The organism is Phocaeicola coprocola (assembly GCF_041333015.1).
In the GTDB taxonomy this organism is placed as follows: Bacteria; Bacteroidota; Bacteroidia; order Bacteroidales; family Bacteroidaceae; genus Phocaeicola; species Phocaeicola coprocola.
Genome location: NZ_JBGKGM010000004.1, coordinates 630,883 through 649,218, shown reverse-complemented (window position 1 = coordinate 649,218; position 18,336 = coordinate 630,883). Strand labels below are relative to the sequence as shown.

At 46.3% G+C, this 18,336-nt stretch carries 23 protein-coding genes; 13 read left to right on the top strand and 10 right to left on the bottom strand.

Going from position 1 to position 18,336, the window contains the following annotated elements; translation table 11 throughout:
- The first annotated feature begins 24 nt into the window (after positions 1-24).
- The 9 genes from traK (at position 25) to ACDG22_RS13425 (ending at position 6,311) form a co-directional block, all read left to right on the top strand.
- Positions 25-648: a conjugative transposon protein TraK gene (traK, locus tag ACDG22_RS13465; protein ID WP_057098990.1), complete on the top strand. Its 624-nt coding sequence runs from the start codon at positions 25-27 to the stop codon at positions 646-648.
- Positions 649-652: 4 nt separating this feature from the next.
- Positions 653-937 (top strand): TraL conjugative transposon family protein, encoded by a 285-nt coding sequence (locus ACDG22_RS13460; protein ID WP_270230590.1) that lies wholly within the window; start codon positions 653-655, stop codon positions 935-937.
- On the top strand, positions 906-2,234 hold the full coding sequence (gene traM / locus ACDG22_RS13455; protein ID WP_270230591.1) for a conjugative transposon protein TraM: 1,329 nt from the start codon (positions 906-908) through the stop codon (positions 2,232-2,234). Before ACDG22_RS13460 ends, traM begins: the two co-directional genes overlap by 32 nt.
- 84 nt (positions 2,235-2,318) lie before the next feature.
- The gene (traN, locus tag ACDG22_RS13450; protein WP_370858922.1) at positions 2,319-3,317 is read left to right on the top strand and encodes a conjugative transposon protein TraN; all 999 of its coding nucleotides are present in this window, start codon (positions 2,319-2,321) and stop codon (positions 3,315-3,317) included.
- A complete protein-coding gene (locus ACDG22_RS13445; protein WP_270230592.1) occupies positions 3,314-3,871 on the top strand; it encodes a conjugal transfer protein TraO in 558 nt (185 codons plus the stop codon). The genes traN and ACDG22_RS13445 overlap by 4 nt, the downstream gene beginning before the upstream one ends.
- Positions 3,872-3,882: 11 nt before the next feature.
- Positions 3,883-4,800, top strand: a complete 918-nt coding sequence (locus ACDG22_RS13440; RefSeq protein ID WP_270230593.1) for a toprim domain-containing protein — start codon at positions 3,883-3,885, stop codon at positions 4,798-4,800.
- A gap of 5 nt (positions 4,801-4,805) precedes the next feature.
- Positions 4,806-5,324 (top strand): DUF3872 domain-containing protein, encoded by a 519-nt coding sequence (locus ACDG22_RS13435; protein ID WP_270230594.1) that lies wholly within the window; start codon positions 4,806-4,808, stop codon positions 5,322-5,324.
- Positions 5,325-5,331: 7 nt separating this feature from the next.
- Entirely contained in the window at positions 5,332-5,844 is a 513-nt protein-coding gene (locus ACDG22_RS13430) for a glycoside hydrolase family protein (protein ID WP_270230595.1), read from the top strand.
- A gap of 122 nt (positions 5,845-5,966) precedes the next feature.
- Positions 5,967-6,311 carry a hypothetical protein gene (locus ACDG22_RS13425; RefSeq protein WP_270230596.1) on the top strand — a complete coding sequence of 115 codons (345 nt, stop codon included), beginning with the start codon at positions 5,967-5,969 and terminating at the stop codon, positions 6,309-6,311.
- Between the two features lie 110 nt (positions 6,312-6,421).
- On the opposite strand, the gene ACDG22_RS13420 is transcribed toward ACDG22_RS13425, so the two are convergent.
- The 9 genes from ACDG22_RS13420 to ACDG22_RS13380 all read right to left on the bottom strand — a co-directional run bounded on the left by ACDG22_RS13420 (position 6,422) and on the right by ACDG22_RS13380 (position 9,997).
- Positions 6,422-6,727 carry a hypothetical protein gene (locus ACDG22_RS13420; protein WP_270230597.1) on the bottom strand — a complete coding sequence of 102 codons (306 nt, stop codon included), beginning with the start codon at positions 6,725-6,727 and terminating at the stop codon, positions 6,422-6,424.
- Positions 6,728-6,779: 52 nt separating this feature from the next.
- On the bottom strand, positions 6,780-6,983 hold the full coding sequence (locus ACDG22_RS13415; RefSeq protein WP_021908424.1) for a hypothetical protein: 204 nt from the start codon (positions 6,981-6,983) through the stop codon (positions 6,780-6,782).
- Between the two features lie 62 nt (positions 6,984-7,045).
- Positions 7,046-7,285: a DUF6956 domain-containing protein gene (locus ACDG22_RS13410; protein WP_005650234.1), complete on the bottom strand. Its 240-nt coding sequence runs from the start codon at positions 7,283-7,285 to the stop codon at positions 7,046-7,048.
- A complete protein-coding gene (locus ACDG22_RS13405) occupies positions 7,282-7,503 on the bottom strand; it encodes a DUF3873 domain-containing protein (protein WP_072543831.1) in 222 nt (73 codons plus the stop codon). The genes ACDG22_RS13410 and ACDG22_RS13405 overlap by 4 nt, the downstream gene beginning before the upstream one ends.
- A gap of 12 nt (positions 7,504-7,515) precedes the next feature.
- A complete protein-coding gene (locus tag ACDG22_RS13400) occupies positions 7,516-7,773 on the bottom strand; it encodes a hypothetical protein (RefSeq protein ID WP_270230599.1) in 258 nt (85 codons plus the stop codon).
- 26 nt (positions 7,774-7,799) lie between these two features.
- Positions 7,800-9,080 carry a PcfJ domain-containing protein gene (locus ACDG22_RS13395; protein ID WP_270230600.1) on the bottom strand — a complete coding sequence of 427 codons (1,281 nt, stop codon included), beginning with the start codon at positions 9,078-9,080 and terminating at the stop codon, positions 7,800-7,802.
- 1 nt (position 9,081) lies between these two features.
- Positions 9,082-9,492: a PcfK-like family protein gene (locus tag ACDG22_RS13390; protein WP_270230607.1), complete on the bottom strand. Its 411-nt coding sequence runs from the start codon at positions 9,490-9,492 to the stop codon at positions 9,082-9,084.
- A gap of 7 nt (positions 9,493-9,499) precedes the next feature.
- The gene (locus ACDG22_RS13385; protein ID WP_007565601.1) at positions 9,500-9,757 is read right to left on the bottom strand and encodes a DUF6926 domain-containing protein; all 258 of its coding nucleotides are present in this window, start codon (positions 9,755-9,757) and stop codon (positions 9,500-9,502) included.
- Positions 9,758-9,775: 18 nt separating this feature from the next.
- Positions 9,776-9,997 carry a hypothetical protein gene (locus tag ACDG22_RS13380; protein WP_022217990.1) on the bottom strand — a complete coding sequence of 74 codons (222 nt, stop codon included), beginning with the start codon at positions 9,995-9,997 and terminating at the stop codon, positions 9,776-9,778.
- 30 nt (positions 9,998-10,027) lie between these two features.
- Between ACDG22_RS13380 and ACDG22_RS13375 the strand changes: the two genes are divergently transcribed.
- The 3 genes from ACDG22_RS13375 to ACDG22_RS13365 all read left to right on the top strand — a co-directional run bounded on the left by ACDG22_RS13375 (position 10,028) and on the right by ACDG22_RS13365 (position 14,511).
- Positions 10,028-10,324: a hypothetical protein gene (locus tag ACDG22_RS13375; protein ID WP_007565604.1), complete on the top strand. Its 297-nt coding sequence runs from the start codon at positions 10,028-10,030 to the stop codon at positions 10,322-10,324.
- 1,624 nt (positions 10,325-11,948) lie between these two features.
- On the top strand, positions 11,949-13,055 hold the full coding sequence (locus tag ACDG22_RS13370) for an SGNH/GDSL hydrolase family protein (protein ID WP_270668822.1): 1,107 nt from the start codon (positions 11,949-11,951) through the stop codon (positions 13,053-13,055).
- Positions 13,056-13,086: 31 nt separating this feature from the next.
- Positions 13,087-14,511 carry a sialate O-acetylesterase gene (locus ACDG22_RS13365; protein WP_270668821.1) on the top strand — a complete coding sequence of 475 codons (1,425 nt, stop codon included), beginning with the start codon at positions 13,087-13,089 and terminating at the stop codon, positions 14,509-14,511.
- A 394-nt stretch (positions 14,512-14,905) separates the two neighbouring features.
- On the opposite strand, the gene ACDG22_RS13360 is transcribed toward ACDG22_RS13365, so the two are convergent.
- Positions 14,906-17,113 (bottom strand): alpha-galactosidase, encoded by a 2,208-nt coding sequence (locus tag ACDG22_RS13360; protein ID WP_270668820.1) that lies wholly within the window; start codon positions 17,111-17,113, stop codon positions 14,906-14,908.
- 313 nt (positions 17,114-17,426) lie between these two features.
- Between ACDG22_RS13360 and ACDG22_RS13355 the strand changes: the two genes are divergently transcribed.
- A complete protein-coding gene (locus ACDG22_RS13355) occupies positions 17,427-18,317 on the top strand; it encodes an AraC family transcriptional regulator (RefSeq protein ID WP_040311992.1) in 891 nt (296 codons plus the stop codon).
- Positions 18,318-18,336: the final 19 nt, after the last annotated feature.

Genomic DNA, 18,336 nt, shown 5'->3' with positions numbered 1-18,336 from the left:
GAACTAAAAGACGAAAAGAAGAAAATGGAATTCAAATCACTCAAGAACATTGAAACGAGTTTCCGGCAGATACGCCTGTTCGGAATCATCTACACGGCGGCGTGCGCCCTCGTGGTGGTCTGCTCGGTGGTGTGTGCCTTCCGCTTCGCTGAAGCGCAGAGGCAGAAGATATACGTCCTTGACGGAGGCAAGAGCCTGATGCTCGCGCTCTCGCAGGACCTGTCGCAGAACCGCCCGGCGGAAGCGAGGGAACACGTGCGCCGCTTTCACGAGCTGTTCTTCACCCTCTCGCCGGAGAAAAGCGCAATCGAGCACAACGTGAAGCGCGCCCTGCTGCTGGCAGACAAGAGCGCGTACAACTACTATGCCGACTTTGCGGAAAAAGGTTTTTATAACCGCATCATTGCGGGGAACATCAACCAGGTGCTCCAGGTGGACAGCGTGGTCTGCAACTTCGACCGCTATCCCTATGAGGCGCGGACATACGCAAGGCAGATGATCATCCGTGAGAGCAACGTGACAGAACGCACGCTGGTGACATCGTGCCGGCTGCTGAATGCGAGCCGCTCGGACGACAACCCGAACGGGTTCACCATCGAGGGGTTCACCATACTGGAGAACAGGGACATCAGAAGCGTGGAGAGATAGGCGTATGGGAAAGGTGAGAATAATCATTGAAAAGTGCGCCACCCGTTTCCGGACGGAACTGCGCAGAAAGCTGGACACGCTGCCGCCGAAGGCAAGGCTGGCGGTCATTGCCGGGATGCTTGTCCCCTTTGCCGCCGGGTGCCTCCATACGACAGTTGCCTCCATTGCCGGCTTCGGAGAAAGAGGTGGCACGATGAAGATGCGGCATATCGAGAAACCGGACCTGCCTGTGCAGGAGAGTATGAAATTATATAATAATGTGTATGGAAAAGGAACAGAAGAAAATTGAAACAAAAGAGAAGAGACCGCTGACGGAGGAACAGCGCCTGTTGAGAAGGAAGATGCTGGTCTTTCCGCTGATGGGGCTGACCTTTCTGGGCTGCATGTGGCTCATCTTTGCCCCCTCGCAGGAGGACAGGGAGAAGGAACGGCAGGGGCAGGGATTCAATACAGATATGCCCCAGCCGGAAGATTCCAAAATCATCGGCGACAAGGCGAAAGCCTATGAGCAACAGCTGCTGGAGAAAAGGCAGAAGCAGCGCCGGGGCATGGTGGGCGACCTGTCCTCGTTCTGGGACGACACGGACGTGAAACCAGATGCGGCGGATGCACCGGAAGACTGCCGCCTGACACCGGTGGCGACACCCCGAAAGGAAACGGATAGCCGGCAACATGCGGGTATCCGCTCCTCGGCTGCCGCCAACAAGCGGCTGAACACCTCGCTGGGCACGTTCTACGAGCCGCCGAAGGAGGATGCCGAGAAGAAGGAGCTCAGGCAGCGCATCGACGAACTGGAGCGCATGGTCATGGAACAGGAGAAGCAGCCTGCAAGGATGGAGGAACAGGTCGCCCTGCTGGAGAAGTCGTACGAGCTGGCGGCGAAGTATCAGAACGGGGGAAGCAATGCCGGACAGACCGCACGGACCGATGGGACGGAAATGACGGGAAGCAATGCCGGCGAAAAGGAAATGAAGGCTGAACCAGTGAGCGGCGTGCAGCAGCTGGTGGTGTCCGCCCTGCCGCAACCCCTGACAGATTCCGCCTTTATAGCGGACTACGGGGGCGAAAGGAACTACGGGTTCCATACTGCCATCGGCACGGCAGAGGCTGCCGGAAAGAACACCATCGCCGCCTGCGTGCAGGGCGACCAGACGATAACGGACGGTCAGACGGTAAGGCTGCGGCTGCTGGAGCCGATGCGGGTGTCTGGACGGACAATACCAAGGAATACGCCCCTTGTGGGGATGGCACGCTTGCAGGGCGAGCGTCTGGAAATCGGCATCATCTCGCTGGAACATCAGGGGAACATCATTCCGGTGGAACTGGCGGTGTACGACAGCGACGGACAGGCGGGCATCTTTGTGCCCGGCTCGATGGAAACGGACGCGGCAAAGGAAATCGGGGCGAACATGGGCAGTTCGCTGGGGAGCAGCATCAACATTTCGACAGATGCGGGGGCGCAGCTTGCCTCCGATCTGGGAAAGGGAGTGATACAGGGAGTCTCGCAGTATATATCGAAGAAGATGCGCACCGTCAGGGTACATCTGAAGTCGGGATACAGGGTGTTGCTGTATCAGGAAAAATAGACAGCAAGAGACGAAAGGAAAAAACAGCAAGAGGCGAAAGAAAAAAACAGTCAAATTTTATCAACCACTAAATCCAACGTAAAAATGAGTATCAGAAAAGTAATGATGATGTTTGCCCTTATGACGGGCATTGTCTGTGCAGGACACGCACAGGAAGTGAAAAACGACAGCACCGCCACCACGAAGGCGGAGGAGCTGAAACTGGTAAAGGACGTCTATCCGCAGACGGAGGAGGACGGCGACCTGTACCACGGACTGACCAGGAAGCTGATGTTCGATCGCATGATACCGCCGCACGGTCTGGAGGTCACGTATGACAAGACGGTGCATATCCTGTTTCCCTCGGCTGTGCGCTATGTGGATCTCGGCTCGCCCAACCTCATAGCGGGCAAGGCGGACGGCGCGGAGAACGTCATCCGCGTGAAGGCGACGGTAAGGAACTTCCGCACGGAGACGAACATGAGCGTCATCACGGAGGACGGGTCCTATTATTCGTTCAACGTGAAATACGCCGATGAACCGCTGCTGCTCAATGTGGAGATGAAGGACTTCATCCATGACGGCAGCACGGTGAACCGCCCGAACAACGCGCAGGAAATCTATCTGAAGGAACTGGGAAGCGAAAGCCCCATGCTGGTGCATCTCATCATGAAGTCGCTGCACAAGGAGAACAAGCGCAAGGTGAAGCACATCGGCTGCAAGCGTTTCGGCATCCAGTATCTGCTGAAAGGGATATATGTCCACAACGACCTGCTGTACCTGCACACGGAGATAAAGAACCAGAGCAACGTGCCGTTTGACGTGGACTACATCACGTTCAAGATTGTGGACAAGAAGGTGGCGAAACGAACCGCCATCCAGGAACAGGTGCTGTTTCCGCTCCGTGCGTACAACTATGCGGTACGTGTGGCCGGGAAAAAGTCAGAGCGCACGGTGTTCTGCCTGCAGAAGTTCACCATCCCCGACGGCAAGCAGCTGGTGGTGGAGATGAACGAGAAGAACGGCGGTCGCCACCAGACGTTCACCGTGGAGAACGAAGACCTGGTACAGGCTGAAACCATCAACGAACTGTGTGTGCGATGAAAGGGAAGGCGGTGTTTTGGGCAATGCTTCTGTCCGTCCTTCTTGCAGGACGGGCGGAAGCCCAGCGATGCCTGCCGAAGATGCGGGGCATTGAGATGAAAGCCGGAATGACCGGGGCGGACGGCTACTGGCTGAGAGCCGCACTGTCGAGCTATGCAAGGGGCGGCAACAAATGGGTGTACGGAGCGGAATACCTGCAGACCAACCATCCGTACAGAAACGTGAATGTTCCCGTGGCACAGTTCACGGCGGAGGGCGGTTTCCACTACAACTTCCTGTCGGATGTGAAAAAGACGGTGTTCTTCTACGCGGGGGCGTCAGCCCTTGCCGGATACGAGACGGTAAACTGGGGAGAAAGGACGCTGTATGACGGGGCAAGGCTGAACAACAGGGACGGCTTCGTCTATGGCTGCGCCGCCACGCTGGACATGGAGCTGTATCTGGCGGACTTCATCGCACTGACGGCTTCGGTAAGGGAGCGTTTCCTATGGGGCGGCAGTACGGGCGTGTGCCGTACGGAGTACGGGATAGGTATAAAGTTCATCATCAACTGATGTATGAGCCTATGGAAACGGAAATAGACAGAATGAAGAGGATACCGATTGAGGACTTTCTCGCACGGCTGGGACATTCGCCCGTGCAGCGCAGGACAAACGCGCTGTGGTACAAGGCTCCGTACAGGGAGGAACGCACGGCATCGTTCAAGGTGAACATGGAGCGAAACCTGTGGTATGACTACGGGCTGGGCAAGGGCGGCAATATCTTCGCCCTTGCCGGGGAGTTCATCCATTGTGCCGATTTCCTCTCGCAGGTAAGGTATGTGGCGGAAGTGGCGGGTATGCCGCTGCCGGAAAAGAAGGTGTACCACCCATGCGAAGTGAGGCGGCCGGTAGAGCCGTCCTTCGAGGACGTGGAGCTGATGCCGCTCCAGAACCGGACGCTGCTCTGCTACATGCAGGAAAGGGGCATATCGTCGGGGGTGGCCATCGGCGGATGCAGGGAGATACACTACACCACACACGGGAAGCGGTATTTTGCCGTGGCATTCGGTAACGGAGGGGGCGGCTATGAGATACGCAACCGCTTCTTCAAGGGATGCCTGCCGCCCAAGGATGTGACACTGCTGGCTTACGGTTCGGCAAGCTGCAACCTGTACGAGGGTTTCATGGACTATCTGTCGGCACGTGTGCTTGGAATTGGAAACGGTGAAGACCACCTCGTGCTGAACTCGGTGGCGAACCTAACGAAGGCATACAGGCATCTGGACGGTTACGGGAAACTGCAATGTCACTTTGACAATGATGAAGCCGGACGGAGGACGCTGGAAGCCCTGCGTGCACGGTACGGCGGAAAGGTGACGGACTGCTCCGGACTGTACGGCGGCTGCAAGGACCTGAACGACTATCTGCAAAAGACGCTTGCCGAAAGGCAGGCATGGCGGGAAAACGAAAAGAAAGGAAAAAACAACGGAATAAAATTATAATGATTATGGACATGAACAGACTTAAAAATGGAATAAGGGAAAAGGTAAATACAGTAAAAATGCTGGCAGTCTTCTGTGCCGGAGTGCTTTCTATCGGCATGACGGCCTGTGATGATGGGCTGGATGTGACGCAGGCTTATCCGTTTACGGTGGAAACGATGCCCGTACCGAAGGAGCTGGCAAAGGGTGAAACGGCGGAAATCCGCTGCGAGCTGGTGCGTGAGGGCGAGTTTGACGGAGCAGTCTATACCATCCGTTATTTCCAGTTTGACGGCAAAGGTACGCTGAAGCTCGACAACGGGCTGGTGTTCCAGCCCAACGACCGTTACCTGCTGGAGAACGAGAAGTTCCGCCTGTGCTACACATCGGAGTGTGACGAGTCACAGAGCCTGACCATTACGGTGGAGGACAATTTCGGGAACTCTTTTGAATGGGAAACGGATTTCAACAACGATTCGGATGCGGAAAAGGTTCCGTCCGGGGCTGATGCTTCGGTTATGATGAAAGGAGGTGTCTATCAGTAAGGGGGTAATGAAACGGTTGTTGGTATGGGCGGTGCTGGCGGTCTTGTTCACCGTCAGCCTGCCCGCACAAAATACGAATGAAACGGCTGCATCGTTCCACGATGAGCCGAAAGCGGAACTGGCTGTTGAGCTGATTAAAAAATACGAAGGACTCCATGACCGTTCTGATTATCCGTACTACGGTTACGGACATTGTAAACTTCCGGGAGAGGAACTGTCCTATGATATGATGGAGGCGGAAGCGGAAAAACTGCTGATAAGGGATTTGGAGAAGCGTTACAGGTTGTTCAGCAAGTATGGGAAAGATGCCCTGATCCTGACCGTACTCAGCTACAATGTGGGTCACGGAACTCTGCTCGGATATGGGAAACACCCGAAAAGCCGTCTGCTGAAGAAGCTGGAAGCCGGTGACAGGGACATCTATAAGGAGTATATATCCTACTGCCACTACAAGGGGCGGAAAATCCGCTCGATAGAGCGGCGACGGAAAATGGAGTTTTTGCTGCTGTATGAGAAGTAACGCAAAGGGAGAGCTTCACACGAATGGTGGGGTCTCCTTTTGTCATTTTCCGGAAAGGTTTTGCTTTGCTCCGGGAAAAGACCTAATTTTGTACCACTTTTTTTGAAACAGAAAAAACAATCATGGAAAAATATATGGCAAAAGCGGCGTATGCCTTTCTGATTGGGCGTCCGTATGGCATACGTCTGGACTTCAAACATAAGGGCTTCGCTCTTTTCAATCACAACATGAACGAGCTTGGCAACCATCTTCCCGGCAGACTGGAAACGCTCCCGCTGGAGGATTTTGACGTGGAGGATATTCCACAGTGTGGGGAGCATATTGTCCGAAAGGAAAACATAACGGACATCTTCTTCTATGACGAGAAGAGCAACCCGTATTCGGACAACCGGGTGGATATGGAAAAACTAAGGGCATACAACAAATATATCTATCCGCTTTCACTTATTCTGAACCGTAATTTGTAAGCTGTGAAAAGAAAAAGACTTCTGTCAGTGGAAGTCTTTGGAACAGCGGTTTCTTTGCTACTTTCTTTGTCCGCCTTCTGCTCACCGAAAGAAAGTAGGGCGGCTCTCGCCTAAAGTCGGGTGTAAAGTCCCGTTACATCCGTGAAAATCTGCTGTAACATATCAAAGTACACTCCCTCGTATTTGGCTATCTTCTTGACTTTGATGTCCGCATACTTCGTCAGTGTCTGACGATAGAAATACATGGTGTATGTATCCGTATCCTCGTCCAAGATGATTTTCAGTCTGTTGGCTGACGTTTTGTTCCTTGCAAGGCTCATTTGTAGTCCGTTGCCCAAATTGATATAGTTACGGCCTCCCGTCATGACAGTAAATCCATGACCGCCCAACTGCTGTAAGATTGTATTCGCTATCATCTGTAAATGAATTTAAGTTATTGTCAATGGGTGGCTTTTGCCACCCGATTTTTTATACGTTCATGCTCTGCCTTATATGTTCCAATGTGCGCTCGGCAATGGGTCGTGTTTCCTCCGTCCAAAGGTCATAGTCATGTACGGATATTCCCACACTCTGCAAGTCACGGATATAGCCGGATACATAATCTCCCGTAGGGAGGTAAACGAACTGCATCCATGCGTCCCTGCTGTCTGTCAATATAAAATAGTATTTCATGCTCTTTCTGTTTTATGGGTTATCTGTTTCGGGTGCGGGCGGTATTGTGTACCGCCACACCTTTAGTATTCTTTCATTTCGGCAATGGGGGTATATTTTCTGAGCCATTCCACCACATGCACCATGTTGTATTCGGAAGTAATGACTGCCGTATGTTCGTTTATCGGGGTCATTCTTGTACTTTCGTAGCTCTCTATCCACTCCTTTAGTGTTGCCACATCACAAGTATCGGTACACATCATATCCAAAATTCTGATAGGGTCGCTGAATGTCACAATCAAAGTATCATAGTATGCTGTCATAATCTGTCCTCCTTTCCTTTTATCCATTCGTCACGCAGGTGTCTGCACTCCTCCAATGTCGGTCTCACACAAGAGAAAAGTTCTCCGTCCGTGTGTCGGTAGTCATACTGGAAAAGGGTTGTTCTTTTCCGTCTGATAGTCGTTTGGTACTTTTCGTACTTTTCAGTACCTGCCGTCTGGCAGGTACTCACTCCGTTGATGGTCATTCTTGTTGTCATGGTAGTCATTTATTAAAATTCAACAATCAGCAGTCGGTTCTCCATTACCTTTTCGGGGTCGGTTATCATCCTTTGGGCTACCCAAAGGTGATGCGCTTCGAAGCCGTAGGCGAACAGCCTTCCGAAGTTCTCGTTTTCTGAAAGTTTCGCCATTGAATTGCGGATTTCCTTTTCACTGAAACTCAAGGACAAGGTGTTTATCAGACTGACAAAGATGTCGGTAACTTTCTCGTCCCATAATATCAGTATGTTTTCTATCTTTATTTCCATATCATGTATATTTTGAAGTCTATAAATCAAGCACTCATCCGTTTGCGGATAAGTTCGGCATTGCTCTCTACAAGGCTGATGATGCGGTCGTGGTATTCGGTATTGGAATTGCATACACCTCTGCTCTGTACCACCTTGAATGTTGTCAGTGAAACCTCTACCGTTTCAATGCGTTTGCCGTCAATGGTTGCGGATAGTATAAGAGAGTCTGTCCTCTTGTGATAGCTTCCCACACAATGGTGCATCAGTTTACCTTCAAGTTGCATTTCCGCCACACTCTCAATGACCTTTACAAGAATAAGGTTGTCGGTAAACACAAGTCCGAAGAACTTACCTTTGGACTTCAGATAATTCTTTTCGTCCTTGACCAACTGCTCCCTGCGTTGCTCCGCTCTTTCCCTTTCAATCTGTTCTTCGTGTTTTCTGACAAGTCGGTCATGTGCCTTTTTCAAGTCTGTCGGACAAACATATTTTGGGCAGTGGGTGTCTTTCCCGAAATGTCGGAGCAGTCTTACAAGGTCACACCACATGGAGGCATCTGCAATATGATAGCCGTTTCGGATACAGATTTTTATGGAGTTCCAATATTCATGTAAATTGATATTTGATATGACGGTATATCTGAACATTTCTGTCTGTCCCGCTTTAAGCAATGTTTCTTTTTTGCTGTCCGTCAGAATGGCGGTAAAAAAATCGTATGGGGTCAGTTTGTGGAATGCTCCCTTGAAGCCGTTTCGTTTTAATTCGGGAATGATGCGCATTGCCGGATAGGTCTTGTATGCGTCTATGTTGTATGCTTTCAGCATCTTGTTGCTGCGCAAATCCATATCGCTCCATTCAGTCCAAAGGTCATAGTACATCGTGTGCATGGCTCTCAGTCGGGCAATAACTTCGGTCTTTCCGTTTGGGGCAATCCACCATTGCACCACCTCCCTTATGGAATACTCTGCCTTCTGTCCCACCTTGTATGTTGCTCCTACCATAAAGTAGCGCAACACTTGATAGCCTTTTCGGGTCGTAATGATTTCATAATATGCGCTGCCTCTGAAAACTCTCTTTCGGGTATCAAGTATTTCAAGTCCCTTTCCGCAATGGGGACAGCTACAGCCACATATAGTTTCCGCAAGAGTGTGTCCGCCTTTCCAGCGGTGTCCACATTCCGAACAAGTGATAGTTCCGCCTTTTGTGCGGTAGGCATGATGCTTGAAGCAATGTTCAAAAGCGTATGCTTTCTGCTTGTCTGTCAGTTCGGGCAGTCCGCTTGACAAACGGACTACCTCTTTCTGTATGCGTGTTCTCGGTTTCATATCAAAAATCAAATAATGAGGGTTGGACTTGTGTTTCTTTTTTCGCTGTCGGCTTGTTGCGGTTCTGTAGCTTTTGGAGTTCCATCTGCTGATATTGGGCAACCGCCTTTCTCCTTGCTTCCTGCTTTTCCTCTTCTGTCAGTTCCACCACATGGTTTACAACTACTTGACATTGTATAGGCTTGCCTACTTCAATCTTGTTTTCATCGTAATAGTGAATGGCTTGTCCGTAAATCTCTCCGTCTGAAAAGCCGTTGCAACCGCTTTTCTGCACATAGTTCAGAATGTATGTGACACAATCGTCTATGTTCTTGGCTGGGTTGCGGTGGCTTTTGGCGAATAGTTCATCTTCCGCTGCTCTCTGCTCCAAAAACATCTGTATGGTTCGTTTGAAATGGTCTGTTCCTTTCATCATAATCTCAAATTTTAGTCGGGTTGTCGTTCAAATAAAGTATCTCGCAATCTTCCACTTCTGTGGGAAGTCCGAAAAGGGGGTAATGGGTGAAATAAGGCTGTGCGTTCCCTTCTTCATCTGTGAGGGGTGAAACATCTTGTACTTGCCATTGCTTCATCCATCTGTCTATTGTCTGAACTTCATCGTCTGTGAGTGCGCTTGCATCGCCATTGATGATGTAGGCTAAACTCCATGTGGGTATCTTTTCCGTTGTCCTGTTCATCTCCGTTTCTTTATGGGGTCAGACAATCTCTTGTAAAATCTCCGTGTGGTATTGTGGAGGACATTCCACCAAAAGAAAACCGATAAAGTCCTTTCTCGCTTCCTTGTTGAGTTCGTGGTATAGCCTTCTTAGAGTTGAATGGTTGCCGTTGATGTAGGTTTCCACCATATACTCAAAGATGTTGTCCACCTCGTAAAACCTGCATTGCTGTGCTGCTGTTCTGCTGTATCTTCTTGCCATATCTTTATTTGTTAAATAGTTAATAACCAAATGAAAAAGCCGATTGCCGCCATTACTGAAAATAGGGAGATTAGGATGCCGAACATGATGCTCAACATGCCGAATAGGATTTCTCCTATGATACCTACTACCAAACCGCCAGCACAAAAGGCTATGTTTGATGTTGCCGTTACTACTGCGGATAATGCTTTCCACAATACCTTTCCGATGTCACTCAATATCATTCTCATATTTTCCGATTTTAGATTGTTGATTACCTTGTTCGGATTTGGAGTGGGCGGTTTCTTTTTCTTTTCGCCTCTCTGTATGTCCGATGTTTTCTTGTGACGTCTTCCGACCGCATTGGTCGTTTTCGTTTCGGGGGCTTCTCAAAGGTTAGGGAGTAGGATTAGCAAATTTTTTAGATAAAATACTACCCCTGAAAGGGCGTGGAGATTTTTCGACAAAAAATTTGAGTTCCTAATCCCGTCTTTACCTTTGCCCCATGCAACGAAAATGACACCTGATGCCGTCCTGGATGGCGGCATGGAAACAGAGGCATACGCATAGAGAGGCGGAAAGGAAAAGGGAACAGAGGTATTGGCGTGCAGCGCCATGTGGATGGATTAAGGGCGGTGCTACAACTAAGGGGAAAGTTGGCTTTCCGACCACCGTGTGGAAATCCTGTAACCGTCATTGTCATGCGTGCATGGCTTGCGGTTACTGGTGTTCCTCCGGTGGTACATTGTCGTAAAAACGGGATTGTCTGCTGTTGCTTTGTCTGCAATGGAAGGCAAACTGGTTTTACGACACGGGGCTTTGTAGCCGAAAATGGTCACAAGAACAGATCCACGCTTGGCGTGTCCTGTAGAAGTGGCATTTTCGGCTACTTGTATATGGATGAAATAATGACTGTAAGAACGGTTTTACCGTTTTAGTACAAGCATATAAAAGAAGTGCCCACGGCGATGGCAGTGTCATTTATGACATTGTGGTCGCTGTTGGCTTTTCTTTTGCTTGTACTGTTTCTGAAATCGGCTTTTAGTAGGCAGAAAGCGTTTTTGGAATTTTATGAAGAAAATGGGTTTCTGACTACGATAAATAAAGCAAAAATAGGTTGTGCGATAAAAAGGAGGTGAAACCTTCTTCATCGTTGAGTAACTTCTGTAATAAGCATTAGTCATGGAATAGCATGGCTTGCGGTTATAGGTGTTACTCCGGTGTATTGCCTTAAAATGGACTTTGGAGATTTACAGAAAAGTCGGTTTTAAGGCAGTGGTCTTTCTGAAAAATGAAACAACAAATTGAAATACAATGTATAAGACGTTATTAGAGAACTAATTAGAGGTCTGAACTTTAATCCATACCGATTTGATTTTGAAAAAAATAGGATAAAAGTTTGCTGTTACAGAAAAAGTGTGTATCTTTGCAACCGTAATGATAAAACGCGCAGATATTGTTAAGTCACATTAGGACATAATCAGTCAAATGTTCGTTACATATTCGTTACAGAAAAGATATACGGTCGTTGTAACAATTTGAAAATCAAATTGTGGACATTTTCGGGTCCGAGTCCCGTACGCACCGCAGAAGTCTGCAAATCATTTTGATTTGTAGACTTTTTTTATGTTATAAACTGTAGTCTTGACATTTTTCATTACCGAATCATTGCAGAATTTCTAACCGTTGCAACGGCTTATGTACAAACTCGTAGATTTTATCTTTTCCTATTTGCTTATATTATTTAGTTGACAAGTTTTTTGTTGTAGATCTTACTGACGAACATTGTCATTCGAAAAAGGATAGAAAAAGAGAAGTTTATGGTTATAAGAAAGGGTAAAAAAAGTACCATATCAGTAAGCAAATAATCCGAAACAGAGTGAATAGATCTTAAATTTGACAGATATTAGATAATAAAGTATCAAACGCTCTTGGGTTAGATGTGCTATATTTGCAGAAAATACTATGATATATGAAAAACAAAAACTATTTGTATGGTTTATTGCTGTACGGATTCATAGCCGGATTTACTTCTCCGGTTTCAGCCGAAATCCGTCAGTGTGATAAAGAATTTATATCCTCAGATGATTCACGCATCGTTTATATGGGAAGAATTAGCCGGAGTATTCCTCATATTGTCCGTTTTACTTATCCGGGAGTCAGTATACTGGCAAACTTTGAAGGAACATCCTTACAGATGAAAGCAAAACCGGGAAGCGGAGCGTTTATGGTAGAAGTTGACGATGAATTGCCTTATCGGATTAACTTCGCTGAAAACGATTCGATCCAGACGTTAGCAGAAGGATTACCGGAAGGAACACACCGTGTTCGCATTATGTATGCCATAGAAGGATATGAACTGAAGCCAGCATTCAAGGGCTTTTATTTAGATAAAGGATGCAGACTGGCCGAGGCTCCGGTGTTACCTGAACGTCGAATTGAATTTATCGGTAATTCCATTACTTGCGGTTATGGAGTAGAATCAGAAAATCCTTCTGATCCGTTTACCTATGAAACAGAAAATCATTTTTATACATATGCAGCCCGTACGGCAAGAGCATTGAAAGCCCAGCATCTGGTAGTGGCCCGTTCCGGAATCGGTGTATACCGTAACTACGGTGCACCTCGTTCGGGCAGTAAGGACTGTATGCCTGCCATGTACGAACAGGTCCTTTTTACAGACTCTACAGAGTTATGGGATCATACGCTTTATACACCGGATGTGGTATGTATTAATTTGGGAACAAATGATACAAGTCTCGACAATTATGACATGAATCTGCTGACTGAGGGATATCGCAGTTTTGTGAAAAAGCTCCGTGCTGTCTATCCTCATGCTAAACTGGTATTGCTGACAGGTTCCATGATGAATGGAAAACCATTGGATGATGTAAAGAAAGCAATGGATACCGTAGTGGGTGAAATGAACAGTCAGGGAGATAAAGAGGTATATCGTTTTGATATGTCGCCTCAAACAGGTTCGCTGGGGATAGGTGCTAGTTACCACCCTTCCATGCGACAGCATCAGAAGATGGCTTCAGAGCTGACCGCCTTCCTTAAAAAACTGATGAAATGGTAAACTGAAAGAATTACTTTAAAATATTGAAGATATGAAAAAATGGATTATCAGTGCCTGTCTGCTGATGATGCAGGCTGGGGCATGGGCAAAAGTTACATTGCCTGATATTATGAGTGACAATATGGTTTTGCAGCAACAGACGGAAGCCTGTTTGTGGGGAAAAGCCAATGCAAATGCCGAAGTTACAATCCGTCCGTCGTGGAATCGTGAAACATACAAGGTTACTGCCGGTGCAGACGGAAAGTGGATTGCAAAGATTAAGACTCCTACGGCAAGTTACAACGCTTACACCATTTCTATTTCCGATGGTGAAGAAATCATTTTGAATAATGTACTGGTAGGAGAAGTATGGTTCTGTTCTGGTCAGTCGAATATGGAGATGCCGTTGAGAGGCTTCTGGAATTGTCCGATAGCAGGAGCTAATGAAACGATCGCTACTTCATCAAAGTGGAAAGGAATCCGTGTAGCTACTGTTGAAAAGAACGGACAATTGCAGCCTGTCGACGAATGTAAAGGAAGCTGGAAAGTTAGTAATCCGGAAAATGCTCCGGCATTCAGCGCGACAGCCTTTAACTTTGCGATGATGATGAATCAGGTACTGGATATTCCAATTGGTATTATCAACTGTAGCTGGGGAGGTTCGATGGTAGAAGGATGGTTGCCTCGTGAGATTGTTTCTCAATATCCCGATATTGACTTGAAACGTGATATCCGTAAGGAAGACGGACACGACTGGTGGCATTATCTGAGTCCGACATTGATGTACAACGGTATGCTGAAACCTTTGCAGAATTATACTATTAAGGGATTTTTGTGGTACCAGGGAGAATCGAACGTAGGTAAACATAAGACGTATGCTGAACGTTTGAAAACAATGGTCGAACTCTGGCGTAAAGAGTGGGGATTGGGTGAGTTGCCGTTCTATTATGTAGAGATAGCTCCATTCAATTCTACAGAAACTACAGGATGTGCATTGCTTCGCGAAGCACAGTTCCAGGCACAGTCTATCATTCCAAACAGTGGAATGATTTCTACAAACGATTTGGTAGAACCTTATGAAATAAAAAATGTTCATCCTAAAAATAAAACTGATGTAGGAAAACGTCTTGCCTATATGGCACTGAATAAGACTTATCATGTTCCGGGTATAGAAGCTTACGGACCGGTTTACAAATCGATGGAGGTAAAGGATGGTGCAGCTATCTTGTCATTCGATCATGCAGAAGAAGGATTTAACCGTTTGTCTGATATGGAAGGATTTGAGGTTGCAGGAAGTGACAAGGTCTTTTATCCGGCAAAAGCTGAGGTCTTTAATAATTTGCAGATAAAGGTGACTTGTGATAAGGTTGCACAGCCCGTTGCTGTACGTTATTGTTTCCGAGATTCCCAGCCGGGAAATGTTGCAAATCTTCGTGAACTTCCTTTATATCCGTTCCGCACAGATAATTGGGAATAAATTATAAAACTTATTTATTCTAAAAGAGCCATGTCAATATTCCGAAATGGAGTTTGATATGGCTCTTTTATTGTTTTCTATGTCATATATGTTTTTTGGGTTTAAATGAACATTGACAGGTCATTGGACATATACGACAACTATGGGTTATGGCTGAGGGCTGTTATAGAAAATAATCTGTTGGATTGTATTATTTCCACAGTGTGAAGAACTTAAAATGATTAGATCTTTGAGGTTGGGAACCGGCATATGAAAAAATATGCTGTACATTTTGTCTGTTGAGTAAATGAAAGGTCCTGGATAGCATATCAGATTGGAAATTCTGATGAACGAAAAAGGCTGTTTCAGACCTAAAACCTCTGAAACAGCCTTTATTTTTACTTAATTTACAGACTTATTTTACTTCTTCCAAATACAAGACTCTGCTGGAATAATCATTCTGTTTGTGATAATCAACGATATGGTTGTAAGGTATTTCCAGTCCGTTCGCCATCAGATAAGCACCACTGTATACCTTCCCTTCAAAGGCAAGCGGTTGATTGTCTATGCGGTTCAGTTCTGTGATGCGGTACTTTTTGTCAGGATTAAGTCCTGCCATTGTCACGCGAGGCAAATGCTGGTTGACGAAATGTTCTGTTTTCCACCAGTAGAATACGGCCTTATCTTTTTCAGGGCTGGTATACATCAGCGAAGCTACTCCCAAACGGTCGTAAGGTGAGATGAGGCGGTAAATATCTCCCAACTGTACAATCGGGCGAATCTTCTTGTAGTCAGCTATAGCCTTGCGGCACAAGTCCTTTTCTTCATCGGTCATATTCTTGGGCTGAATTTCCATACCCAGTCGTCCGCTCATTGCCACATCAATACGGTATTTTAATGGAATGGTACGGAAAGTCTGATGATTAGGAGCTGCGCTGATGTGTGAAGCCATGGCAATAGCAGGGAAGAAGTACGATGTTCCCCATTGCATATATACGCGCTGAAGTGCATCGGTATTGTCGCTCACCCAAAATTCATCAAAATAGGGAAGAATACCATAGTTGGCACGTCCGCCACCGCTTGCACATGCTTGAATAGTCAAATCTGGGTATTTGGCACGGATGCGCTGGCATATTTTTTCGAATCCTTTGTGGAATTCTATATACATATGGCTTTGTTTATCCGCAGGCAGATAGTTGGAGCCATGATTCATGATTGGCATGTTTGCATCCCATTTGATATAAGCTATTTCAGGGTAATTTGTCATCAAGTCGTCTACAACTTTAAATACAAAATCTTGTACTTCCGGATTAGCCAGGTCAAGTACTACTTGTGTACCTCCACGTCCTAGTACCGGATCACGCTGAGGGGCTTTCAGTATCCATTCAGGATGCTTTTCATACAGTTCGCTGGTTGTGTTTGCCATTTCAGGCTCAATCCAGATACCAAACTTGATTCCGTGTTTCTTGGCGTCTCTTATCAATCCCTCAATGCCTTCAGGCAGCTTGTTCTTGTCTACTACCCAGTCACCTAGTGAAGAACTGTCGTTCTTACGCGGATATTTGTCGCCGAACCATCCGTCGTCCATTACGAAAAGTTCACCTCCCATTGAAGCAATGTCACCCATCATCTGGTCCATGCCCTTCTGGTTAATATCGAAATATACACCTTCCCAGCTGTTCAGCAGAATGTCGCGTACGGTGTTACCATGTGCCAGCTTATACGTTCTTCCCCATTTATGGAAGTTACGGCTCGCACCGCTCAGACCTTCGTTGCTGTATGTAAGAGCAACGGCAGGAGTCTGAAATACAGTTCCTTTAGGAAGTGTATACGAAGAGTTCTCTTCGTTGATACCTGCATAAAACTGATGGTAGTCGCTGTCGTCAGTATCTATTCTCAGTTTGTAGTTTCCCGAGTAACAAAGTGCAGCTCCGATAACACGTCCTTTATTTTCCTGAGGAGCGCCATCGAGTGAAAACATCACTTCCGCGTGCGATGTGTGTGAATTGCGTGCACCGTCTTTGTTCTTGATAATTGTCATGCCCGGTTGTAAAGGCTCTTGGGTAAGCTGACCTTCGTTAGCCCATGAACCTGATAAATGTGAAAGCCATACGTTTCCTCTGCGGATTGGCAAGTAGGCAGATGCAAATTGTGTCAGGTAAACAGGTTTTTTCTCTGTGTGGCTTATTTCAGTCCATGTTTCTATCATGTCTACATCTTCGTAGGCTTTATAGCGTACATCTATATAGAAAGGATATACCTTATCTTTCAGACGTACAGTGGTTAGTGTAGCCTGATTCTCTTTATCAGTACTTACGCTTACCACTTCCATTTGTGTTGACATGTTTCCATCACCATGTCTGACAGCCAGTGCAGTTTCTCCAGGGCAGTTCATACCATAAGTCGGATAAGCTGTATGGTCGCAGTTCTTGCCCCCGTTGATATTCTGTAAATCAGTTTCATTTAACTTGTTTCCATAATAAAGATACTTCAGCTCACCACCGGTTGGTGCATTCAGAACAAGCGAAGTGTTTGGGGTAGAAATGCAAATGTTTTGTGCCCACATGTTTCCAGCAAGTAAAGAGAATCCTGCCAGCAGATAGATTTTGTTTTTTACTTTCATGCTTTTCATCTTTTTGATAATCGGTTTATGCAGTTATTAACTCATTTGCAAAAATAGTAATTATTTTATGAACAGACTGATATGGTTTTATCTTATTTTGATAGAAAGGTGGAAGTAAGATAAAATATTATCGGGAACAGGTGATAAAAGTTTGTACAGAAAATAAAAAAATATCAGCATGTTTTTCTGAAGATATCAGCATATTTCTTTGAAAATATCAGCATGTTTTTCTATAAACGTGAACACGTTTTTTCTTCGGTTTTATGGTTTTGTCATTTTATTATGTATATTTGTGATAATGAAAACAAATGCTATGGAAAAACTGGTAAATGAAAATTTTATACGCGAAATAACTCCACTTTCGGACAAGGACTGTTTTTATATAGCCGACCGGCATAAGAAAGAGTTTACCTATCCGATGCATTCGCATAAAGAGTTTGAATTGAATTTTGTAGAACATGCGCCTGGAGTGCGCCGTGTGGTGGGTGATTCGGCAGAGGTTATAGGCGATTACGATTTAGTGCTGATAACAAGTCCGGACCTGGAACACGTTTGGGAGCAAAATACCTGTTCGTCATCAAATATCCGGGAAATAACCATTCAGTTTGTACCCGCTTTTTTGAGTGGACTGATAGATGCCAATCAGTTTGATATGATTCGAAAGATGCTCGACAAGGCGCAATACGGCTTATGTTTTCCAATGGATGCGGTGATGAAAGTGTATGCACTGATAGACAAGCTTCCGGAAATGAAAGGTTTTTATGCAGTAGTGCATTTTCTGACCTTGCTGTATGAACTTTCCCTTTTTACAGATCAGGCACGTACGTTGTCTAGTTCTTCGTTTGCAAAAATCGAAGTGCACTCAGACAGCCGGAGAGTACAGAAAGTACAGGATTATATTGGAAAACATTATCAGGAGGAAATCAGACTAGGTCTGCTTGCTGATATGGTAGGTATGACAGAAGTTTCGTTCAGCCGTTTTTTCAAGTTGCGTACCGGAAAGAACCTGTCAGATTACATTATTGATTTACGTTTGGGGCATGCTACCCGTTTACTGGTAGATTCTACGATGGCGATTGCTGAAATCTGCTATGAGTGCGGTTTCAACAATCTTTCCAACTTTAACCGTATCTTTAAGAAAAAGAAGAATTGTTCTCCGAAAGAGTTCAGGGATGATTATCGGAAGAAACGTACAATTATTTGATAAAACTAGTATGGTAAGT